The following is a 19431-nucleotide window of genomic DNA, read 5'->3' on the forward strand; positions in this document are numbered from 1 at the left end:
TCGCGTCACCCGGTCGTCACGTGGGTCTCCTATCCTGTGGGACCCGTCTTGCGGCTTCGGCCTGCCCTTGTCGTAAAGGACTCCATGACCGTTCCGTCGAGCCCTGACCGTCCGGATCCTTCGCCCTCCAGCCACGACGATCCGGTGCCGGTCGACACCACGGCGGCCGAGCCGTTCGTCGGGTTCCGGGCCGATCAGCTGGCCGGTTTCCGGATCGGCGTCACCGCTGATCGTCGTTCCGAGGATCTGATCGCCGCGCTGGAGCGGCGGGGGGCCGAAGTCCTGCACGCCCCGACGCTGCGCATCGTGCCGGCCGACCAGGACGACCGGCTGGTCTCCGACACCCGCGCGGTGATCGCCGCCCGACCCGACACGCTGCTGGTGACCACGGCCTACGGGCTCCGGGGGTGGTTCGAGGCGGCTGATGCCGCCGGTCTCGGCTCCGATCTGATCGACGTGCTCGGACACGCGCGCATCCTGGTCCGTGGGCCGAAGGCGCGCGGGGCCGTCCGGGCCGCCGGTCTGGACGACGACGGGATGAGCGAGCAGGAGACGACGGCGTCGCTCATCGACCGGGTCCTCGACGAAGGCGACCCGCTGATCGACCCGCCCCTGCGGGACCGGGTGATCGCCGTCCAGTTGCACGGGTTCGTCGACCACGACCAATTGGACCGGTTGACCGCGGCCGGGGCGACGGTGCACACGGTCGCCCCGTACTCCTGGACGACACCCGCCGACCCGCAACGGGTCTCACGGCTCATCGATGCCACGATCGCCGGTCATCTGGACGCCGTGACGTTCACCAGCGCACCGGCCGCCGACGCCCTGCTGGCCGCGGCCGCCGCCCGGGGACTCACCGATCGACTGGTCGACGCCCTGACCGGTGACGTGACCGCGGTGACCGTGGGCCCGGTGACCAGCGCCCCGTTGACCGCCGCCGGCATTCCCACCCTCCACCCGGACCGGTACCGCCTCGGGGCGCTGGTCCGACTGCTGTGCGAGCACCTGACCACCCAACGGGTCCGCACCGTGGACACGGCCTTCGGGGCAGTCGAGCTGCGGGGACGCAGCGTGCGGGTCGGTGAGCACACCACGTCGCTGTCCCCGTCGTCGGTCGCCGTGCTCCGGCTGCTGATGGACGCCGGCGGTGCCGTCGTCCCGAAGACGCGACTGCTGGCCGCGCTGCCCGAGGCCAACGACGAGCACGCGCTGGAGGTCGCCATCGGGCGGCTCCGGCAGGCCCTGGGCCGCCGGGAGCTGGTGGCCACCGTCATCAAGCGGGGATATCGCCTGAACGCGTGACGGTGTATCGCCGGCGGCGGTGCGGTGCTCAACCGGACATGGCGGTAGGACAGGCGTGCACCCGGCCCGAATCACGGTCGTTCACGACCACCACCCAGGCGACACCGCGGGGGCCGGCCCAGGCAGCTCGGCTCGGCCCGCTGGTCGGCATCCTCGGCCTGGTGCTGGCCGCGTGCAGCCCGGTGAGCGGTTCGGCCGCCCCGGCTGCGTCGGTGGCCACCGCGGCCGTCCCGGTGGCCGGCGTCGGCAAGAGCGCCGCACCACCGTCGACCGCGGTCACCACACCGGCGTCCGGGGCCGTCCCGGGCCGCGCGCCCCGCGGATCGGCACCGTCCGGTTCGTCGATCCCCGCGGCCCCGGCCGCCGGGCTGCCCCGTTCGACGCCGCTGCCGGACGACGTCCTGGTCGACAGCCGGGTGGTCGACGGCGTCTCCGACCTGTATCTCGTCGATACGCGGACGGATGCCGGCACCGCGGAACCGGAGGCCCGGCTGACCGGGGGACTGGGCGGAGGTCAGTACCCGATCCTGTCGCCGGACCGAGCCACGATCATCTATCTCTGGCACGGCCCGGACGGGGCGACCGTGCACGTCATGGCCGCTGACGGCTCCGGCGACCGGCCGCTGCTGACCGAGGCCACGGCCGCGACCTGCCCGAATCCCGATCGGCCGGCCTGGAACCCGGTCGACCCGACCGAGATCGCGCTGACGTGCCGGTCCGAGGACGGCAGCCAGCTGCACCTGGTCGGCGTGGACGGCGCCGTCCGGCGGACCCTGGACCCGGGCATGACGGTGTTCGAGGATCCGACGTTCTCACCTGACGGCCGCCGCATCGCCATCTGGGGCTCCACGGACACCCAGGCCGGCGGCGGGGTGCTGGCCGTGCTGCCGGCCGACGGCAGCGGGCCCGCCCGGCCGGTCACCCGACCGGGTGAAGCGCAGGACGTCGACCCGATGTGGACGGTCGACGGTTCCGCCCTGGTGTTCCGGCGGTCGGTGCCCGGCAGTGAGGTCGCCCAGATCCTCGCAGTCCAGGTGGCCGCCACCGACGGCGGCGTCCCGGACGGCGGCCCCGTCACACCGGTCACCGACGGTTCGGCGTTCGACTTCGACCCGACCGTCGCGCCCGACGGTCGCCGGGTGGCGTTCAAGAGCAACCGGATCGCCGCTGACGGCAGCGCCGGGGATCACGTCTGGGTCGTCGAGCTGGACGGCTCCGGGCTGCGGCAACTCGCGGCGGATTCCGCCGGGGCTTCGGCCGGCGCTCCCGAGTGGGGCCGGCGATGACCCGGCCGGCCGGCGGCCGGCACGGCTGACCGTCGGCCGCGGTCGTCCCGCTCAGGCAGGGACAGCTGCCGCGTGATCACTGGCAGTCATGATCCTCGGGGGTGTTCTCCGGTCCATCACTCGACCGCCGGGTGATGTCGCGCGCCCAACACGACGCGTTCACATGCCGTTCACCGGTGATCGGCCGACCGTCCACCACCGCCTCTTAGCGTCGATTCCGGCCGGCCGCCCGTCGGGGCTGCCCGCAACCGGCCACCCATGGAAATGTGACTCTGGAGGTACAGCGTGAAGTTCGCGCGCATCGGCGCCGTCCTGGCCCTGTCGACCGTGACGGCATTGACCGCCGCGGCTTGTGGCTCGGACAACAACACGACCAGTAGTGCGACCTCGGCCGCCGCGTCCGCGGTGACCGCTGCGGGCTCGTCCGCCGCGGGCTCGTCCGCGGGCTCGTCGTCTGCGGCCAGCTCGGGAGCCAGCGGCTCCGGTTCCACCACCTTCGACGGCGCGGGCTTCACCTGTGCCGAGGGCACGCTCCGCTCGTCCGGGTCCACGGCCCAGGGCAAGGTCATGGAGCAGTGGATCGCCGACTTCAACGCCAAGTGCAACGCCAACCTCAACGCCTACGGTGGCGGCGGGTCCGGCAAGGGCATCCAGGACTTCATCGGCAACCAGGTCGATTTCGCCGGTTCGGACTCGGCGCTGAAGGAGGACCAGGCCACCCAGGCCGCGTCCCAGCGCTGCGCCGGCAACCCGGCCCTGAACCTGCCGATGGTCACCGGGCCGATCGCCCTGGCCTACAACGTCTCGGGGGTCAGCGACCTGACCCTCACCCCGGAGATCCTGGCCGGCATCTTCTCGAACCAGATCACCACCTGGAACGACGCCAAGATCGCCGCCGCCAACCCGGGTGTCACCCTGCCGTCCCTGGCGATCCAGTCGGTGCACCGCGCCGAAGACTCGGGGACCACCGAAAACTTCACCAAGTACCTCAAGGCCGCCGCGCCGGACGCCTGGACCGTCGACGCCGCGAAGTCCTGGAGCCAGCCGGGTGGCGTAGCCGCCCAGGGCAGTGACGGGGTCTCCAAGCAGGTCAAGAGCACCGACGGATCCATCGGCTACGTCGAGTGGGGCTTCGCCAAGGACGACGGCCTGAACGTCGCCAAGATCGACAACGGCTCCGGAGCGGTCGAGCTGACCGCCGAGTCCGCCGGCAAGGCCGTCGCGGCCGCCACCGTCGTGGGCACCGGCAAGGACCTGGCGCTCAAGCTGGACTACGCCACCAAGGAGGCCGGCGCCTACCCGGTCATCCTCGTCACCTACGAGATCGTCTGCTCGGCCGGCAACTCCGCCGACACCGCGCCGACCCTGAAGGCATTCCTCGGCTACACCGCCACCGACGGCCAGGCCGCCCTGACCGATCTGGGCGCGGCTCCGCTCCCGGCCGAGATCCAGGCCAAGGTCATCGAGTCGGCGCTCAGCATCGCCTGACGTCCTCCCGACCGCCGGTGGCCGGGCCCGCACCAGGGTCTGGTCACCGGCGGCGGACACGGGGCACCATGACGGGAGCCGGTGACGAGCTGCCGGCCCCGTCCGGTCAGCATCGTCGGTGACCGGAGCGCTGCCCGCCTCCGCCGTGCGGATGTCCGCCGCAGCGCCCCCGCTCCCGCCCGGTCCCGGGCAGATCCAGAACCCTTGCGAAGGACGGTCATCTCCGCGATGTCCAGCACCACCGGAAACGATCCCTCCACCGACGAGGCTCGCGAGGTCGCCGCTCAGGGCGTCCCCGGCGCCCGGCCGGTCGGACCGCAGGTCGTCGACGCGGCCGACGGCAGTGGCGACAAGCCCGGCACCGTGCTGCCCGACGGCCGCCCCGAAGCCGGCATCTCGGGACGTTCGGTCCGTCTCGGCGACCGGGTCTTCCGTGCCCTGGCCGCCGGCTCCGGCGGCATCCTGCTGTTCGTCATGGCCGCCATCGCGGTCTTCCTGGTGTGGAAGGCCATCCCCGCCTTCACCAACAACACCGGCAACCTGTTCACCACCCAGCAGTGGAACCCACAGGGTTCACCGCCGGTGTTCGGCATGGCCGCCGTGTTCTTCGGCACCGTCGTCTCGGCGTTCCTGGCCATGATGATCGGTGTGCCGATCGCCATCGGGATCGCCCTGTTCATCTCGCAGTACGCCCACCGGAAGGCCGCGACCACCCTCGGGGCCATCGTCGACCTGCTGGCCGCGGTGCCCTCGCTGGTGTTCGGCATGTGGGGTCTGTACTTCCTCATCCCGGAGACCCAGGGTTTCCAGCAGTGGCTGTCGGTCTACTTCGGGTGGATCCCGATCTTCGACAACCCCACGGCGACCACGGCCGGGCAGTTCGGCAAGTCCCTGATCATCGCCGGCATCGTGCTGGCCATCATGATCATCCCCATCGTCTCGGCCGTCACCCGCGAGGTCTTCCTGCAGACCCCCCGCGAGACCATCGACGCCGCGTGGGCGCTCGGGGCCACCAAGTGGGAGATGATCCGCACCGCGGTGCTGCCGTTCGGTCGGGCCGGCATGATCTCCGCCGCCATGCTCGGCCTCGGTCGGGCCCTGGGCGAGACGATCGCGGTCGCCCTGGTGCTCAACTCCGGCTTCCGCATCAACTGGCACCTGACCGAGCCGGGCGGTGACACCTTCGCCTCGACGATCGCCCTCAAGTTCGGCGAGGCCGGGGGCAACCCCACGGCGATCGCCGCTCTGGTCGCCGCTGGTCTCTTCCTCTTCGTCATCACGCTGATCGTCAACTCGATCGCCCGCATGGTGATCGCCCGCCGCAAGGAGTTCACGGCATGACCACCGTCGCCCGACAACCGGCGGATCGCGGCCGCACCGCTTCGGCCCCGGCCACGTCCGACCTGGTCGGCGCCCGGCTGCCGAAGTGGGCGCCGATCGCCGCCGGCGCGGCCGCCGTCGTCCTGGCCTTCGGCCTGCGCGCTCTGCTGAGCTGGACCGGCTGGTACACCACGTTCTTCACGGCCGCGCTGCTCTTCATCCTGCTGCTGTCCGGCTGGTCGTTCGCCGTCGAAGGCCAGCGGCGGGCCAAGGACCGGCTGGCCAGCACCCTGATCTACGCCTGCTTCGTCGCCGCGATCGTGCCGCTGGTGCTGATCCTGAGCTACATCGGCGTCAAGGGGATCTCGGTGTTCAGCCCCGACTTCTTCCTCAAGTCGATGAACGGGGTCACCAGCCGGCAGGAGGGCGGCGGCGTCTACGCCGCCCTGGTCGGCACCCTCGAGACCGTCGCCATCGCCGCGGTCATCGCCCTGCCGATCGGCGTGCTGACCGCGATCTACCTGGTCGAGTACGGGCGGGGGAAGTTCGCCAAGGCGGTCACCTTCTTCGTCGACGTGATGACCGGGGTGCCGTCGATCGTGGCGGGCCTGTTCGTCTACACCTTCCTGCTGCTGGGGTTCGGCATGCGGCCGTTCGGTGCGGCCGGTGCGCTCGCGTTGGCGATCCTGATGGTCCCGGTGACCGTGCGGGCCTCGGAGGAGATGCTCAAGCTGGTGCCCCGCGACCTGCGGGACGCCTCCTACGCCCTCGGGGTGCCCAAGTGGCGGACGATCCTGAAGATCGTGCTGCCCACCGCGATGTCCGGCCTGATCACCTCCGCGCTGCTGGCCATCGCCCGGGTCGCCGGCGAGACGGCGCCGTTGATCCTGCTGGTCGGGTACACCCAGAAGATCAACTTCAACCCGTTCTCCACGGACCAGGCCACGCTCCCCATGATGATCTGGGACCAGCTCGGCAAGCGGGCCGGGACGACGTCCAACGACCTCACCGAGGCCCGGGCCTGGGGTGCCGCGCTGACGCTGGTGCTGATCGTCCTGATCCTCAACGTCGGCGCCCGCCTGCTGGCCAAGCTGGCCGCCCCCAAGACGCGCTGACCGGCCGCCCCGCTCCCAGCCTCCCGAATCGCAGTCGCACCGATCACCGAAGGACAGAACTGACATGGCCAAGCGCATCGACGTCGAGGACGTCAATGTCTACTACGGCGATTTCCTGGCCGTCGAGAACGCCTCCATCAACATCGCCCCGCTGAGCGTCACCGCGTTCATCGGGCCCTCCGGTTGCGGCAAGTCGACCTTCCTGCGGGTGCTCAACCGCATGCACGAGGTCATCCCCGGCGGGCGGGTCAGCGGCAAGGTGCTGCTCGACGGCGAGGACCTCTACGGCGCCGGGGTCGACCCGGTCAACGTGCGGCGCACCGTCGGGATGGTCTTCCAGAAGGCGAATCCGTTCCCGACGATGTCGATCTACGACAACGTCGTGGCCGGGTACAAGATCGCCGGGACGAAGAAGAACAAGAGCCAGCTCGATGACATCGTCGAGCGGTCGCTGCGCGGCGCCAACCTGTGGGAAGAGGTCAAGCAGCGGCTCAACCGGCCCGGCGCCGGCCTGTCCGGTGGCCAGCAGCAGCGGCTGTGCATCGCCCGGGCCATCGCGGTCGAGCCGTCCGTGCTGCTGATGGACGAGCCCTGCTCGGCGCTGGATCCGATCTCGACGCTGGCCATCGAGGATCTGATCAACGAGCTCAAGGCGAGCTACACGATCGTCATCGTCACCCACAACATGCAGCAGGCCGCCCGGGTCTCGGATCGCACCGCGTTCTTCAACCTGGCCGGGGTCGGTCAGCCCGGCAAGCTCATCGAGTACGACGACACCGCGAAGATCTTCTCGAACCCTTCGCAGAAGCAGACCGAGGACTACATCTCCGGTCGCTTCGGCTGATCGACGAGGGCCGGCCGCGCGTTCGGCGCTCTCGGGTCACCCTGGGTGAGTGGTCTGGCCCGTGATCGCCCGAAAGAACCCATTCGCCCCCGATCGGATGTTCACCCGATCGGGGGCGTTTGCGTTGCGTTCGGTAAGGTCCGCGAAAGGGTGACATGCGGCAGTCACTCGTATGGTCGCCCTTCGTTCACCATCCGTTCACCGAACCGCGTTAGGTTCGCGATGGTCGATGACGGGCTCGGGTCACCGGAGCTGTCGAACCCGAACGCCGACTGCTCCCATCCCCACGTGCAGAAAGCGGCCCCGTGTCGACGACTCTGTTCCTCGTGTCGGTGATCATCATCACCGCACTGTTCTTCGACTTCACCAATGGCTTCCACGACAGCGCCAATGCGATGGCGACCTCCGTGGCCACCGGGGCGCTAGCCCCCAAGGTCGCCGTGCTGGTCGCCGCCATCCTCAACGTCCTCGGCGCCTTCATGTCGACCGAAGTGGCCAAGACGATCTCGGGTGGGCTGGTCAACGACACGCTCGTGACCCCGACGATGGTGTTCGCCGGTCTGGTCGGGGCGATCCTGTGGAACCTGTTCACCTGGCTGTTCGGTCTGCCCTCCAGCTCCTCGCACGCCCTTTTCGGCGGGTTGATCGGTGCGGTGCTGATCGGGGCCGGGACCGCCGGCGTCAACTTCTCCGTGATCGTCAGCAAGATCCTGCTACCCGCCGTCGCCGCGCCGCTGATCGCCGCGCTGGCCGCCGGACTCGCGACCTTCCTGCTCTACAAGCTGGTCAGCCGGGCCGATGGTGAGTCCTCCTCGCGCTGGTTCCGCTACGCACAGACGGTGTCGGCCTCCCTGGTCGCTCTGGCCCACGGCACCAGCGACGGCCAGAAGACGATGGGCGTCATCACCTTGGTCCTCATCACCTCCGGCATGCAGGAGTCCGGCACCGGCCCGCAGTTCTGGGTCATCGCCGCCGCCGGTATCGCCATCGGCCTGGGTACCTATTCCGGTGGCTGGCGGATCATGCGGACCATGGGCAAGGGCATCGTCGACGTCAAGGCCCCGCAGGGTTTCGCCGCCGAGACCACCTCGGCCGCGGCCATCCTGGCCTCGTCGCACATGGGCTTCGCGCTCTCCACCACGCAGGTCTGCTCCGGTTCGATCATGGGCTCGGGCCTGGGCAAGAAGCTGGCCGAGGTCCGCTGGTCGACCGCCCGCCGCATCTTCTACGGCTGGCTGCTGACCCTGCCGGCGGCCGCGGCCGTCGGGGCCGTCGCCGCCTGGGTCGCCAACCAGGGCACGGCCGGTCTGATCGTCGTCTTCGTCGCCCTGCTCGCCGGGGCCGGCGCGATCTTCGCCATCTCCCGGCGCTCGCCGGTCGACTCCCAGAACGTCAACGACTCCGCTGACGTCACCATCAACGCGGTCGAGAAGGTTCCGGCCGGGACGGGTTCGCAGGCATGAAGATCGACTGGGCATCCCTCGGGTTGGTCGCGCTCACGACCGTCGGCGTCGCCGTCGTCATCGTCGGGTTGTACTCGGTCGGCGTCCTGGCCATGACGTCAGGCGACCGCCGCGGCCTCGCTCAGCCCACCAGCGCGGCCCGGAACTTCGGGTACGTCTGCTTCGGGCTCTGCGCCGCCATCGTGCTCTACGGCTTCTACCTGTTGATCCCGTGGCTGCACTGAACTAGCACAGAACCACCTCTGGGCGACTCTCGACCGACGACAGCGGCCGGACCCGATAAGGGTCCGGCCGCTGTTGCGTGTGTGGCGCGGGGCCGGCGCGAACGCGGTCTGCTCAGACCAGAGGTTGGGCGCCCGCCTGGCGACGGTCGGTGGGTGAGGGCAGGCGGTCGTCGGTGGACCAGCAGTGGTTGCGGTTGCGGTCGGTGGCCCCGGCGAGTTCCAGGTCGTCATCGGCGGCGGCCAGCACGAGCTGTTCGACCCGTCGACGTCCGGCCCGCAGGCTCATCACGGGCTCACGGCGGAGTTCGGTACCGGGCCGACAGTCGTCGTCCCGGTAGAGCACGGCCCACAATTGCCCGGCGGCGTCCTGCTCCACCTGTCCGGTGTAGGTCGCCCATCGCCGCTGACCGGCCATCGAGGTCTCCTTCGTGTGCACCGTCCGCGGGAGGCGGGCGATGGTCCTACGCATTGTGACCGCTTGGTCACGCAAGTATTCTGAACCATGGAGCCACGAGGCGCGAATATCTCGATCAGGTAACAGTCGTCCCGATCGTGTAATCACCGCTCGTCCGTCAACGATACCTATGTTCGCCCTGTCCGGTGGAGTTCTCGACCACTGTTCCCGGCGTCGAACTGGGTATTTTCAGCCCATGGATCCCCGCCTGGATCGTCGCTGCGACGAACCTGCCTCCGCGACGGTCGCCGAGCACCATCCCGACCCGGTCGACTCCGGGTCCTCGGCCCACCCCGCGCCCCCCGGGGGCGAACCGATCCGGCAGTACCGGGTCGATCTCGAACGGATCCGCTTCTCGCCGTACCTGTCCCGGCTCGCAGCGGTCACCCAGGTCATCTCCCAGAACGCCGCCGGCGGGGTGGTCCACAACCGGCTGACCCACTCGATCAAGGTGGCGTCGGTCGCCCGCGCCATCGCGGTCGGCGTGCGGGCCGATCCGGGTGACCGGCCGGTCATCGACCGCCTCGGCGGCTGCGACCCGGTGGTCGCCCAGGCCGCGGCCATGGCCCACGACCTCGGCCACCCCCCGTTCGGTCACCTGGGGGAGCGCATCCTCGACCGGGCCGCCCGCGGCCGTTTCGGACTCGCCGACGGGTTCGAGGGCAACGCACAGACGTTCCGCATCCTCACCCGTCTCGACGTCTCCGGTGTGGAGATGGTGGCTCCCGGGGGGCGAGCCGGGCAGACCCCCCAGCCGGTGCCCAACCCCGGTCTCAACCTCACCGCGGCCGTCCGGGCCGCCGTGCTCAAGTACCCGTGGGCGCGGCAGGGCCATCCCCAGCCGCATCCGAGCACCGCCGACGCCCCACCCCGGGGAGGCGGCCCGGGGGTGGAGGGACCAGGGTCAGGGAAGTTCTCCGCCTACGTCCCGGACATCGGCGAGATGGAGGCCGCGCTCGCCGCCTATCCCGAGATCGGCGCCTGGCGCCAGACACTCGAGTGCTCGGCCATGGACATCGCCGACGACATCGCCTACTCCCTGCACGACCTGGACGACTTCCACCGGTCCGGCGTTCTGCAGCACGCCGCCGTCGCGGCCGAGTTCCGGACGTGGTTGCGCCGGCGCACCGATCTGGCCGCCGCCGGGTCCCGCATCGACTCACCGGCCGACGCCCGGCGTCCCGGGGCGTCCCTGGAGCGCCTGCGCCGTCGACTGGCCGACCGGGACGGCTGGATTTTCGACGACGAGGCCTTCGGCGTGGCCGTCGGCCGGGTGGCGACCGACCTGGTCGACGGGCTGCTGGCCGTGCCGTTCGACTCGTCCATCGCCGCCGAACGGGCCCTGCGGACCTTCACCGGCTCGTGGATCGACCACCTGCGCGAGTCCGTGGAGGTCGACCCGGACCCACCGGTGCGCTCGGCCCATCTGACGCTGGGCCGCCAGGCCTGGCACGAGGTCGCGGTCCTGAAGTTCGTCCACCAGCGCTTCGTCCTGGACCGGCCCGACCTGGCCATGTTCCAACGCGGCCAGGCCGAGGCACTGACCTCGTTGGTGGTCAATCTCGAACGCTGGCTCACCGACCCGGTCGACGCCGGCCGCGCTCCCCGCCGGCTCATCGACCTCGTGGCGCTGGCCACGGACGACTACCGACGGGTCGCCCGGGAACGGCCCGATCTGCTGCGCGGGCCGACCGGGGAGGCGACGACCGGCCGGGACGACATCGTCCGCCTCGGCCGCGGACGGGGCATCGTCGACTACGTCGCCTCGCTGACCGACGACCAGGCCGCGGCCGCCGCCCGTTCGCTCGCCGGGCTGCCCGGTCAACTCTGGAGCGGGGGGTCCGTGCTGTGACCGGTCGGCGCAGCGTCCGGGGCTGGTCATGGCGGTGAGCCGCCGGCCCGCCGCCGGCGGGGGGACGGTCGTCGAGATCCCGCCGGAACGGCTGGCCGGCTGGCTGACCCGGTTCGGAGGACGGAACGCGGGCCTGCAGGCGATCGACGGCGGTCCCGACGTCATCACGGTCACGGCGGGCGACGGCACGCGGGCCGAGCTGGCCGTGCCGTTCCCGCCGCTCGCGGCTCCGCTGACGCCCCTGGAGCAGCTCACGGACGAGGCGCCGGAACCCGTGGAGGCGCTTCTGCACCACCTGCGGGGTCTGGGCGCCCTCGGCGTGGTGCTGGTCCGCGGCGGTGCTTTCTCGATCGGGGTCGTGCGCGACGGGGTGGTGCTGAGTTCGTCGACCGACCGGACCTACCTGCAGGGCCGGACGGCGGCCGGCGGGTGGTCGCAGCAGCGCTTCGCCCGCCGTCGGGGCAACCAGCGGTCCGCCGGCCAGGAGTCGGCCGCCGCCGTGACCGCGCGGATCCTGCTCCCGGTGCGGTCCACGCTGAGTGGTCTGGTGACCGGCGGGGACCGGGAGAGCGTGGCCGCTGTGCTCGCCGACGCGCGGCTGCGGCCGCTGGACGGCCTGCCCCGTCGCGACTTCCCGGATCTGCCGGAGCCACGCCGGGTGGTCCTGGACACCGTGGCCGCGCGGGCGCTGGCGGTCGAGATCACCGTGCGCCCGCCCGGATCCGGCGGGGCGGTGCGGCCCGGGCCGCACCGGGGCAGCACCCCGTCCGGGTAACCTCCGCCCCCGTGACGAGTGCCGCCATCCCGCCCCATGTCTCCCGTGCCCCCGGTTCCGGTCCCGCCGTGCCGCCGGATCCCGATCCGGCGGCTGTCACGGCCCGGGTGGGGCGGCAGATCGCCGAGGAGCTGGGAGTCGCGCCGTGGCAGGTCGCCGCGGCGGTCGAGCTGCTGGACGGCGGGGCGACCGTCCCGTTCGTCGCCCGGTACCGCAAGGAGGTCACCGGGTCGCTGGACGACACCCAGCTGCGCACCCTGACCGAACGGCTCGGGTACCTCCGGGACCTGGAGGACCGCCGCGCCACCGTGCTGGCCTCGATCCGGCAGCAGGGCAAGCTCACCGACGACCTCGCCGCCGCCATCGCCACCGCGGACACCAAGTCCCGGCTGGAGGACATCTACCTGCCCTACCGTCCCAAGCGACGGACCAAGGCGCAGATCGCCCGGGAGGCCGGGCTGCAACCGCTGGCCGAGCGGCTCCTGGCCGACCCGACGCTCGACCCCCACTCCGTCGCCGCCGGGTTCCTGCGCGTCGACCCCACGGACGAGCACCCGGTGCCGGACACGGCGGCCGCGCTGGCCGGGGCCCGGTCCATCCTCGTCGAGCGGTTCTCCGAGCACGCCGACCTCGTCGGCGGGCTGCGTGAGCTGGTCTGGCAGCACGGCCGGCTCACCTCGGCCGTGGTGGCCGGGAAGGAGGCCGACGGCGCCAAGTTCAGCGACTACTTCGACTATTCCGAGCCGCTGTCGCGGATCCCCTCCCACCGGATGCTCGCGCTGCTGCGCGGCGAGAAGGACGGGGTGCTGACGGTCCGCCTCGACCCGGAGCCGGCCGTCGGTGACGGTGCCGTCGCCCCGACCGGCCCGGGCCGCTACGAGCAGCGCATCGCCCTGGCCTTCGGCATCGCCGACCTCGGCCGGCCCGCCGACGGATGGCTGCTGGACACCGTGCGCTGGGGGTGGCGGACCCGGCTGCTCGTGGGTCTGGAGGTCGATCTGCGGTTGCGGCTGCGTCAGGCCGCCGAGCAGGCCGCGGTCGGCGTCTTCGCGGTCAATCTGCGGGATCTGCTGCTGGCCGCGCCGGCGGGCGGCCGGCCCACGCTGGGACTGGACCCCGGGTTCCGCACCGGGGTCAAGGTGGCGGTGGTCGACGGCACGGGCAAGGTCGTCGCGACCGACACGATCCATCCGCACCAGCCGCACAACCGGTGGGACGCGGCGGTGGCCGGTCTGTCCGCCCTGGTGGCGGCGCACGGGGTGGAGCTGATCGCCATCGGCAACGGGACCGCTTCCCGGGAGACCGAGAAACTCGCCTCCGCCGTCGTCGCCGCCGTCACCGCGGCGGGGGGGCCGGCACCGACGCCCGTCATGGTGTCCGAGGCCGGTGCGTCGGTGTACTCGGCGTCGGCCTACGCGGCCGGCGAACTGCCGGACCTGGACGTGACCATCCGCGGTGCCGTCTCGATCGCGCGGCGTCTGCAGGATCCGCTGGCCGAACTGGTGAAGATCGACCCGAAGTCGATCGGCGTGGGGCAGTACCAGCACGACATCACCGAGGGGCTGCTGGCCCGTTCGCTGGATGCCGTCGTGGAGGACTGCGTCAACGCGGTCGGGGTGGACCTGAACACCGCATCGGCCCCGCTGCTGCGCCGGGTCTCGGGCATCACCACGACCCTGGCCGAGAACATCGTCACCCACCGCGAGGCCAATGGGCCGTTCCGGACCCGGGCGGCACTGTCCGCCGTACCGCGGCTCGGGCCCCGGGCCTTCGAGCAGTGCGCCGGTTTCCTCCGCGTCCGCGGCGGTGACGAGCCGCTGGACGCCTCCAGCGTCCACCCCGAGGCCTACCCGGTGGCCCGCCGGATCGCGGCGGACGCCGGGGTCGGGGTCGGAGCGCTCATCGGCAACACCGCGGTCCTGCAGTCCACCCGGCCGCAGCGCTTCGTGGACGACCGGTTCGGTCTGCCCACCGTCACCGACATTCTGTCGGAATTGGAAAAACCGGGCCGCGATCCGCGCCCGGATTTCCGGACCGCGACATTCACGGCCGGCATCGAGAAGATCTCCGATCTTCGACCGGGAATGGTGGTGGAGGGGGCCGTGACGAATGTGGCGGCGTTTGGGGCTTTTGTCGATATCGGGGTCCACCAGGACGGCCTGGTGCATGTGTCCGCCATGTCCGACCAGTTCGTCAGCGACCCCCGGACCGTGGTGCGATCCGGGGACGTGGTGAAGGTCAAGGTGATGTCGGTGGACGTCGATCGCAAGCGCATCGGACTGAGCCTGCGCCTGGACGACGAGATCGGCGCCGAGAACAGCGGGGGCACTCGCGGGGGGTCACGGCCTCCGGCCGGGGCAGGACGACGACCTGCCGCCGGGGGAGGGCGACGTGGCGATCGTGCGGGATCCGGCGCGGCGAAAGGGACCTCGGGCTTGAGTGGCGGAGTGCGTGGCGGGCAAGCGGCCGGCGGGTCGATGGCCGACGCCCTCCGGCGGGCCGGCTTCGGGCGCTGACCGCGTCGCCGGGTCCGGAGGACAACGGGAATGGTCGACCAGCTGCCCCGAAGGTCGGTCGGCCGGTCCCCCTTCGTCCCCGGCCGGTCACCCTCGGGTACCGCGGCTCGGCAGTCGGGTCAGTTCTTCACTCCCACAGAGGAGCGCGCGGCCCCGGCTGACGACGGGTGTCCGCCTGTTTCGTGAATTGGAGTGAAAAACCCCGTCATCGCCATTCTGTGTGACATTCAGATGGCCGCCGATATGACGGTGTGCAACGATTCCGTCGTGCTCCGCAGAGCGCGGGGCGGAATCGGGGGATTTCCATGACCACCACTTCACCGTCGCGGGAGGCGTCCGGCGTCAGCCCCGCCCGACGTGGCGGGGTCCGCGCCCTGCTGGTCGCGACCGTCGTCGCCCTGACCGCGGCCGGGGCGCTGCCGGCCACGGCGGCCCCGGCGCAGGTGTACGCGGCTCCGGCGCTGACCGCGGCCGCCGCCTCCAGTGGGGACACGCTCGGTGCGGGCGGCGCCCTGGCCGCGGGCGAGGTTCTCACCAGCAGCAACGGGCAGTACCGGGCGGCTATGCAGACCGACGGCAACTTCGTCGTCTACGGCCCGAAGGGCCCGCTCTGGTGGACCGGCACCAACAAGGGGGCGTCGTCCTTCGTCGCGATGCAGACCGACGGCAACCTGGTCGTGTACAGCGGCGGCGCCGCCTCCCGCCCGCTGTGGGCCACCTACTCGGTGGGCTCCAACGCGCGCCTGGTCATCCAGGACGACGGCAACCTGGTCATCTACAGCGGTGAGCGTCCGCTCTGGTCCCGCCTGACCGGGAACTTCCGGTACGACGTCCTCGCGCCCGGGAAGGTCCTGCTGCCGGGGTACGGCCTGATCTCGCTGAACGGCATGTTCACCGCGGCCATGCAGGAGGACGGCAACTTCGTGGTCTACGGCCCCGGCGACAAGGTGCTGTACACCACCAACACCGGCGGCGCCATCGGCGCCTACCTGGTGATGCGAAGCAGCGGCACGGCCTCCCTGTACAACAAGCAGGGCTCGATCCTCGGCTCGCTGGGCGGAGACGTCCCCGGTTCCTGCATGGTGATGCAGAACGACGGCAACCTGGTCATCTACACCAAGGGTGGCCGGGCGACCTGGTGGTCCCGCTAATTCCCTCTGCGGTAGCGGTCGCCACTGCGACCGACGCGACGGCCGTCGACCGATCAGGTCGGCGGCCGTCCGCCGTCCCCGGCCATGGTCGCCGGAGCGCCGGGTTCGCGGGAGGGCCCCGGCATACTGAACCGGTGGTGCTGACGCGGAAATGGTCGTTGTTCCTGGTGCTGGTCGGGCTGTTCGCGGTGGCCGTCTGGCCGCGGTTCGCCGTCGCGATCTGGCAGGACCCGCGGGCCTGGACGGGGGCCGTAGGGGTCTCGGGCCCGACCGCTTTTCTCTGGGTGCACGCCGTGCTCATCGTCACCGCGATGGTGTTGGGCCTGCTGACCGGGTACCTGGGGGTCCGCGGTCTGCTGGCCGGGCGATCCCGATCGTCCGGAGTGACGAGGCCCGCGGCGCGGGACGGCGCCGTCCGGTAGGTCCGACCGGTAGAATCGGACCACGTGATCACCGCGACCGGCCTCGAGCTGCGGGCCGGCACTCGGATTCTGCTGGCCGACACCACCCTTCGTCTTCATGCTGGCGACCGCGTCGGCCTCGTCGGCCGTAACGGCGCCGGCAAGACGACCACCCTGCGCGTCCTGGCGGGGGAGGGTCAGCCCTACGCCGGCTCCATCACCGCCACCGGCCCGGTCGGCTACCTGCCGCAGGACCCCCGTGAGGGTGATCTCGACGTCATCGCCAAGGACCGCGTGCTGTCCGCCCGGGGGCTCGACCGCATGCTCTCTGACCTGGAGAAGGTCCAGATCCAGATGGCCGAGCTGTCCGGCGGCCAGCTGGAGGCGGCGACCGCCCGGTACGGACGGCTGGAGGAGCGGTTCTCCACCCTCGGCGGCTACGCGGCCGAAGCCGAGGCCGCCCGTATCTGCTCGAACCTGGGCCTGCCCGACCGGGTGCTGGCCCAGCCCATGCGCACCCTGTCCGGCGGTCAGCGGCGCCGGGTCGAGCTGGCCCGCATCCTGTTCGGCGCGTCGACCGAGAACGGCGAGAGCGGCACCATGCTGCTGCTCGACGAGCCGACCAACCACCTCGACCACGACTCGATCGTCTGGCTGCGCGACTACCTGCGGTTGTTCACCGGCGGCGTGGTCATCATCTCCCACGACGTCGACCTGCTGGCCGCCGTGGTGAACAAGGTCTGGTTCCTGGACGCCGTGCGCGGCGAGCTGGACGCGTACAACATGTCCTGGTCGCGCTACCTCGAGGCACGGGCCACGGACGAGCAGCGGCGCCGCCGCGAGCGTGCCAACGCCGAGAAGAAGGCCTCCGCGCTGATGCAGCAGGCGGCCAAACTCGGCGCCAAGGCCACCAAGGCGGCGGCGGCCCATCAGATGGTGCGCCGGGCCGAGAAGCTGGTGTCGTCGTTGGACGACGTGCGGGTGGCCGACCGGGTGGCCAAGATCCGGTTCCCGGCCCCCGCGCCGTGCGGCCGCACCCCGCTGACGGCCCAGAACCTTTCCAAGGCCTACGGGTCGCTCGAGGTGTTCGCCGGGGTCGACCTGGCCATCGACAAGGGCAGCCGCGTCGTCATCCTCGGGTTCAACGGGGCGGGCAAGACGACCCTGCTCAAGTTGATCGGCGGGCTGGAGAAGCCGGACACCGGTGAGGTCACCCCTGGGCACGGTCTGCGCCTGGGGTACTTCGCGCAGGAACACGACACCATCGACCCCGACCGCACGGTCTGGGAGAACACCCGCTCCGCGTCACCGGACACCGGCGCGCAGGAGCTGCGGAATTTGTTGGGCGCGTTCATGTTCAAGGGCGAGCAGCTGGACCAGCCGGCTGGCACCTTGTCCGGCGGCGAGAAGACCCGACTCGCCCTGGCCGGTCTGGTCTCGTCCGCGGCCAACGTGCTGCTGCTCGACGAACCGACCAACAACCTGGATCCGGCGAGCCGCGAACAGGTGCTCGACGCCCTCCGCCGGTACGAGGGGGCGGTCGTGCTGGTCACCCACGACCCGGGAGCCGTTCAGGCGCTCGCCCCGGAACGGGTCATCCTGTTGCCCGACGGCACCGAGGACCACTGGTCCGCCGAGTACCAGGAACTCATCGAACTCGCCTGAGGTCCGCCGGCGGCGGCGCGCCTTTCGTCCCCGGTGGCGGGCTGGGTGGGTATGTCTGATCATGGCAGTGACCATGAGGCCCGCGCCGACCGAACAACCGGCGGCCGAGCGGCGACGAAAAGACCGGTAAGGGGTGGCGACGTTGGCCACAGACACCAAGGCGAGTACCAAAAGCACGAAGTCGACCACCGTGAAGAAGGGCGCCCGCATCACCGGGGTGGCCCGGGAGAAGTTGGCGGCCGACCTGCGCAAGAAGTACGAGAAGGGGCAGAGCATTCGGGCTCTGGCCGAGGGCACGGGCCGTTCCTACGGTTTCGTGCATCGCCTGCTGCTGGACGCGGAGGTCCCTCTGCGCGGACGCGGCGGGGCCACCCGCACCAAGAAGAAGTAGCCCCGCACCCACTGATTTGGGACCGGTCGCCCGTCGACCGGTCTCCCGGCAGGGCTCAGGGCCGGGAGAAAGCCGCGCGCACGTCCGGCTCGTCGTCCAGCAGACGACCGAGCACGGCGTGGCCGGCCTGCACCGACGCCACCAGTGGGGACGCCGCCAACGCGCGTCCGGCTTGCGACCGCGAACCCGCCCGCACCGCCGCGACGGCCACCAGTTCGGCGTCCCGCACCGCCGCCAGCAGACCCAGCTGACCCAGTCCCGGCGCGTGCGTGCGCTCCGGGTGCACCCCCGACCGGTCGACCCGGCAGGCGAGTTCCAGCACCAGCCGGGGGGGAAGGGCCGCGACGGTCCCACCGTTGACGACGTGCAGGACGAACCGGCCGGGCTCACCACGAAGCGACGCCAGCAGGCCGGTGACCACGGCCCCGCGGTCCTCGACCGGGCCGGACCCCGGTCCGCCGGGGGGCGTCCCCGCGTGGTCCGGGAGATCCCGCCAGGCTGTACAGCGGTGCACGTCGGCGGTGGCGACGGCGCCCATGGCCGCCAGTGCCCCGGGTGGGAACAGGCGCGCGTCGGCCAGCCGGGCGAGGCGGTCCGGGTCGGTCAGCAGGTCGGTCAACTGTTCGCGGCCGTCGATCCGCAGCGACCGCAGCCAGCCGATACGGTCCATCCCGAGGTAGTCGATCTCGGCGCAGGCGGCATCCCGCGAACGGCCGGGGCCAGGGGTGCCGAGCGCGGCCCGCGTGCGGGCCACCAGCGCCGAACCCGAACCGACCCCGACGACGCGGCCGTCGAGCGGGCCGGCGGCGGCCTGGGCGAGCGCACCGGCCTGATCCCCGACGACGATCAGCCGGGCCCCGGGCGCGGCCGCGGTCAGCTCGGCGACATCGGCCAGGAAGACCGGCAGGCTGCGCAGCAGCGTGCACAATCCGGCGGCCCCGAGCCCGGCGAACGCGGGGAGGCCGAGTCCCCGGGCCCGCGCGAGGTCCCGATCGGCGGCGGTCCGCCCACCCACCGTGCGCGTCCACACCACGACGTCGGCCCCGGCCGCCGCCGACCGCAGGGGACCGGCCAGACGGGTCCGGGTGCCGTCCCGCCCGGCCAGGAACAGTGTCGGCTCCGGTCCGTCACCGCCGATGATCACGACCCGCATCCGGCCCACGCTAGCGGCCGGACCACCGCCG

General features: G+C 71.5%; 17 protein-coding genes. 15 read left to right on the plus strand and 2 right to left on the minus strand.

The features are described from left to right. The first annotated feature begins 84 nt into the window (after nucleotides 1–84). The 8 genes from FDO65_RS03130 (at nucleotide 85) to FDO65_RS03165 (ending at nucleotide 9042) form a co-directional block, all read left to right on the plus strand. Nucleotides 85–1302, plus strand: a complete 1218-nt coding sequence (locus tag FDO65_RS03130) for a uroporphyrinogen-III synthase (protein WP_137447998.1) — start codon at nucleotides 85–87, stop codon at nucleotides 1300–1302. Nucleotides 1303–1340: 38 nt separating this feature from the next. After that, nucleotides 1341–2588 (plus strand): TolB family protein, encoded by a 1248-nt coding sequence (locus FDO65_RS03135; protein ID WP_137447999.1) that lies wholly within the window; start codon nucleotides 1341–1343, stop codon nucleotides 2586–2588. Nucleotides 2589–2873: 285 nt separating this feature from the next. Next, nucleotides 2874–4076, plus strand: coding sequence for a phosphate ABC transporter substrate-binding protein PstS (gene pstS, locus FDO65_RS03140; RefSeq protein WP_240757394.1), 1203 nt, complete (start codon nucleotides 2874–2876; stop codon nucleotides 4074–4076). A 228-nt stretch (nucleotides 4077–4304) separates the two neighbouring features. Continuing rightward, nucleotides 4305–5417, plus strand: a complete 1113-nt coding sequence (gene pstC, locus FDO65_RS03145) for a phosphate ABC transporter permease subunit PstC (RefSeq protein ID WP_137448000.1) — start codon at nucleotides 4305–4307, stop codon at nucleotides 5415–5417. Next, on the plus strand, nucleotides 5414–6511 hold the full coding sequence (gene pstA / locus FDO65_RS03150) for a phosphate ABC transporter permease PstA (protein WP_137448001.1): 1098 nt from the start codon (nucleotides 5414–5416) through the stop codon (nucleotides 6509–6511). The genes pstC and pstA overlap by 4 nt, the downstream gene beginning before the upstream one ends. A gap of 64 nt (nucleotides 6512–6575) precedes the next feature. Further along, nucleotides 6576–7355 (plus strand): phosphate ABC transporter ATP-binding protein PstB, encoded by a 780-nt coding sequence (gene pstB, locus FDO65_RS03155; protein ID WP_137448002.1) that lies wholly within the window; start codon nucleotides 6576–6578, stop codon nucleotides 7353–7355. Nucleotides 7356–7660: 305 nt separating this feature from the next. Further along, entirely contained in the window at nucleotides 7661–8818 is a 1158-nt protein-coding gene (locus FDO65_RS03160; RefSeq protein ID WP_137448003.1) for an inorganic phosphate transporter, read from the plus strand. Continuing rightward, nucleotides 8815–9042 (plus strand): hypothetical protein, encoded by a 228-nt coding sequence (locus FDO65_RS03165; RefSeq protein WP_137448004.1) that lies wholly within the window; start codon nucleotides 8815–8817, stop codon nucleotides 9040–9042. The genes FDO65_RS03160 and FDO65_RS03165 overlap by 4 nt, the downstream gene beginning before the upstream one ends. Nucleotides 9043–9154: 112 nt before the next feature. On the opposite strand, the gene FDO65_RS03170 is transcribed toward FDO65_RS03165, so the two are convergent. After that, the gene (locus tag FDO65_RS03170) at nucleotides 9155–9457 is read right to left on the minus strand and encodes a hypothetical protein (protein ID WP_137448005.1); all 303 of its coding nucleotides are present in this window, start codon (nucleotides 9455–9457) and stop codon (nucleotides 9155–9157) included. Nucleotides 9458–9692: 235 nt separating this feature from the next. Here FDO65_RS03170 and FDO65_RS03175 point away from each other — a divergent pair, with 235 nt between their 5' ends. The 7 genes from FDO65_RS03175 (at nucleotide 9693) to FDO65_RS03205 (ending at nucleotide 18247) form a co-directional block, all read left to right on the plus strand. Next, nucleotides 9693–11348, plus strand: a complete 1656-nt coding sequence (locus tag FDO65_RS03175) for a deoxyguanosinetriphosphate triphosphohydrolase family protein (RefSeq protein WP_137448006.1) — start codon at nucleotides 9693–9695, stop codon at nucleotides 11346–11348. Between the two features lie 34 nt (nucleotides 11349–11382). Then, nucleotides 11383–12123 carry an acVLRF1 family peptidyl-tRNA hydrolase gene (locus FDO65_RS03180; protein ID WP_166442016.1) on the plus strand — a complete coding sequence of 247 codons (741 nt, stop codon included), beginning with the start codon at nucleotides 11383–11385 and terminating at the stop codon, nucleotides 12121–12123. Nucleotides 12124–12134: 11 nt separating this feature from the next. Next, nucleotides 12135–14639, plus strand: coding sequence for a Tex family protein (locus FDO65_RS03185; protein ID WP_276606803.1), 2505 nt, complete (start codon nucleotides 12135–12137; stop codon nucleotides 14637–14639). 305 nt (nucleotides 14640–14944) lie between these two features. Beyond that, nucleotides 14945–15790, plus strand: a complete 846-nt coding sequence (locus FDO65_RS03190) for a curculin domain-containing protein (protein WP_137448008.1) — start codon at nucleotides 14945–14947, stop codon at nucleotides 15788–15790. A 134-nt stretch (nucleotides 15791–15924) separates the two neighbouring features. Next, nucleotides 15925–16212: an SCO4848 family membrane protein gene (locus tag FDO65_RS03195; protein WP_137448009.1), complete on the plus strand. Its 288-nt coding sequence runs from the start codon at nucleotides 15925–15927 to the stop codon at nucleotides 16210–16212. A gap of 24 nt (nucleotides 16213–16236) precedes the next feature. After that, a complete protein-coding gene (locus FDO65_RS03200) occupies nucleotides 16237–17856 on the plus strand; it encodes an ABC-F family ATP-binding cassette domain-containing protein (RefSeq protein ID WP_137448010.1) in 1620 nt (539 codons plus the stop codon). 142 nt (nucleotides 17857–17998) lie between these two features. Next, complete coding sequence (locus FDO65_RS03205; RefSeq protein ID WP_205849745.1) at nucleotides 17999–18247, plus strand: helix-turn-helix domain-containing protein; 249 nt, start codon at nucleotides 17999–18001, stop codon at nucleotides 18245–18247. Between the two features lie 55 nt (nucleotides 18248–18302). On the opposite strand, the gene FDO65_RS03210 is transcribed toward FDO65_RS03205, so the two are convergent. Next, nucleotides 18303–19400 carry a family 4 glycosyl hydrolase gene (locus FDO65_RS03210; protein ID WP_137448011.1) on the minus strand — a complete coding sequence of 366 codons (1098 nt, stop codon included), beginning with the start codon at nucleotides 19398–19400 and terminating at the stop codon, nucleotides 18303–18305. Nucleotides 19401–19431: the final 31 nt, after the last annotated feature.

The organism is Nakamurella flava, assembly GCF_005298075.1.
Classification (GTDB): Bacteria; Actinomycetota; Actinomycetes; order Mycobacteriales; family Nakamurellaceae; genus Nakamurella; species Nakamurella flava.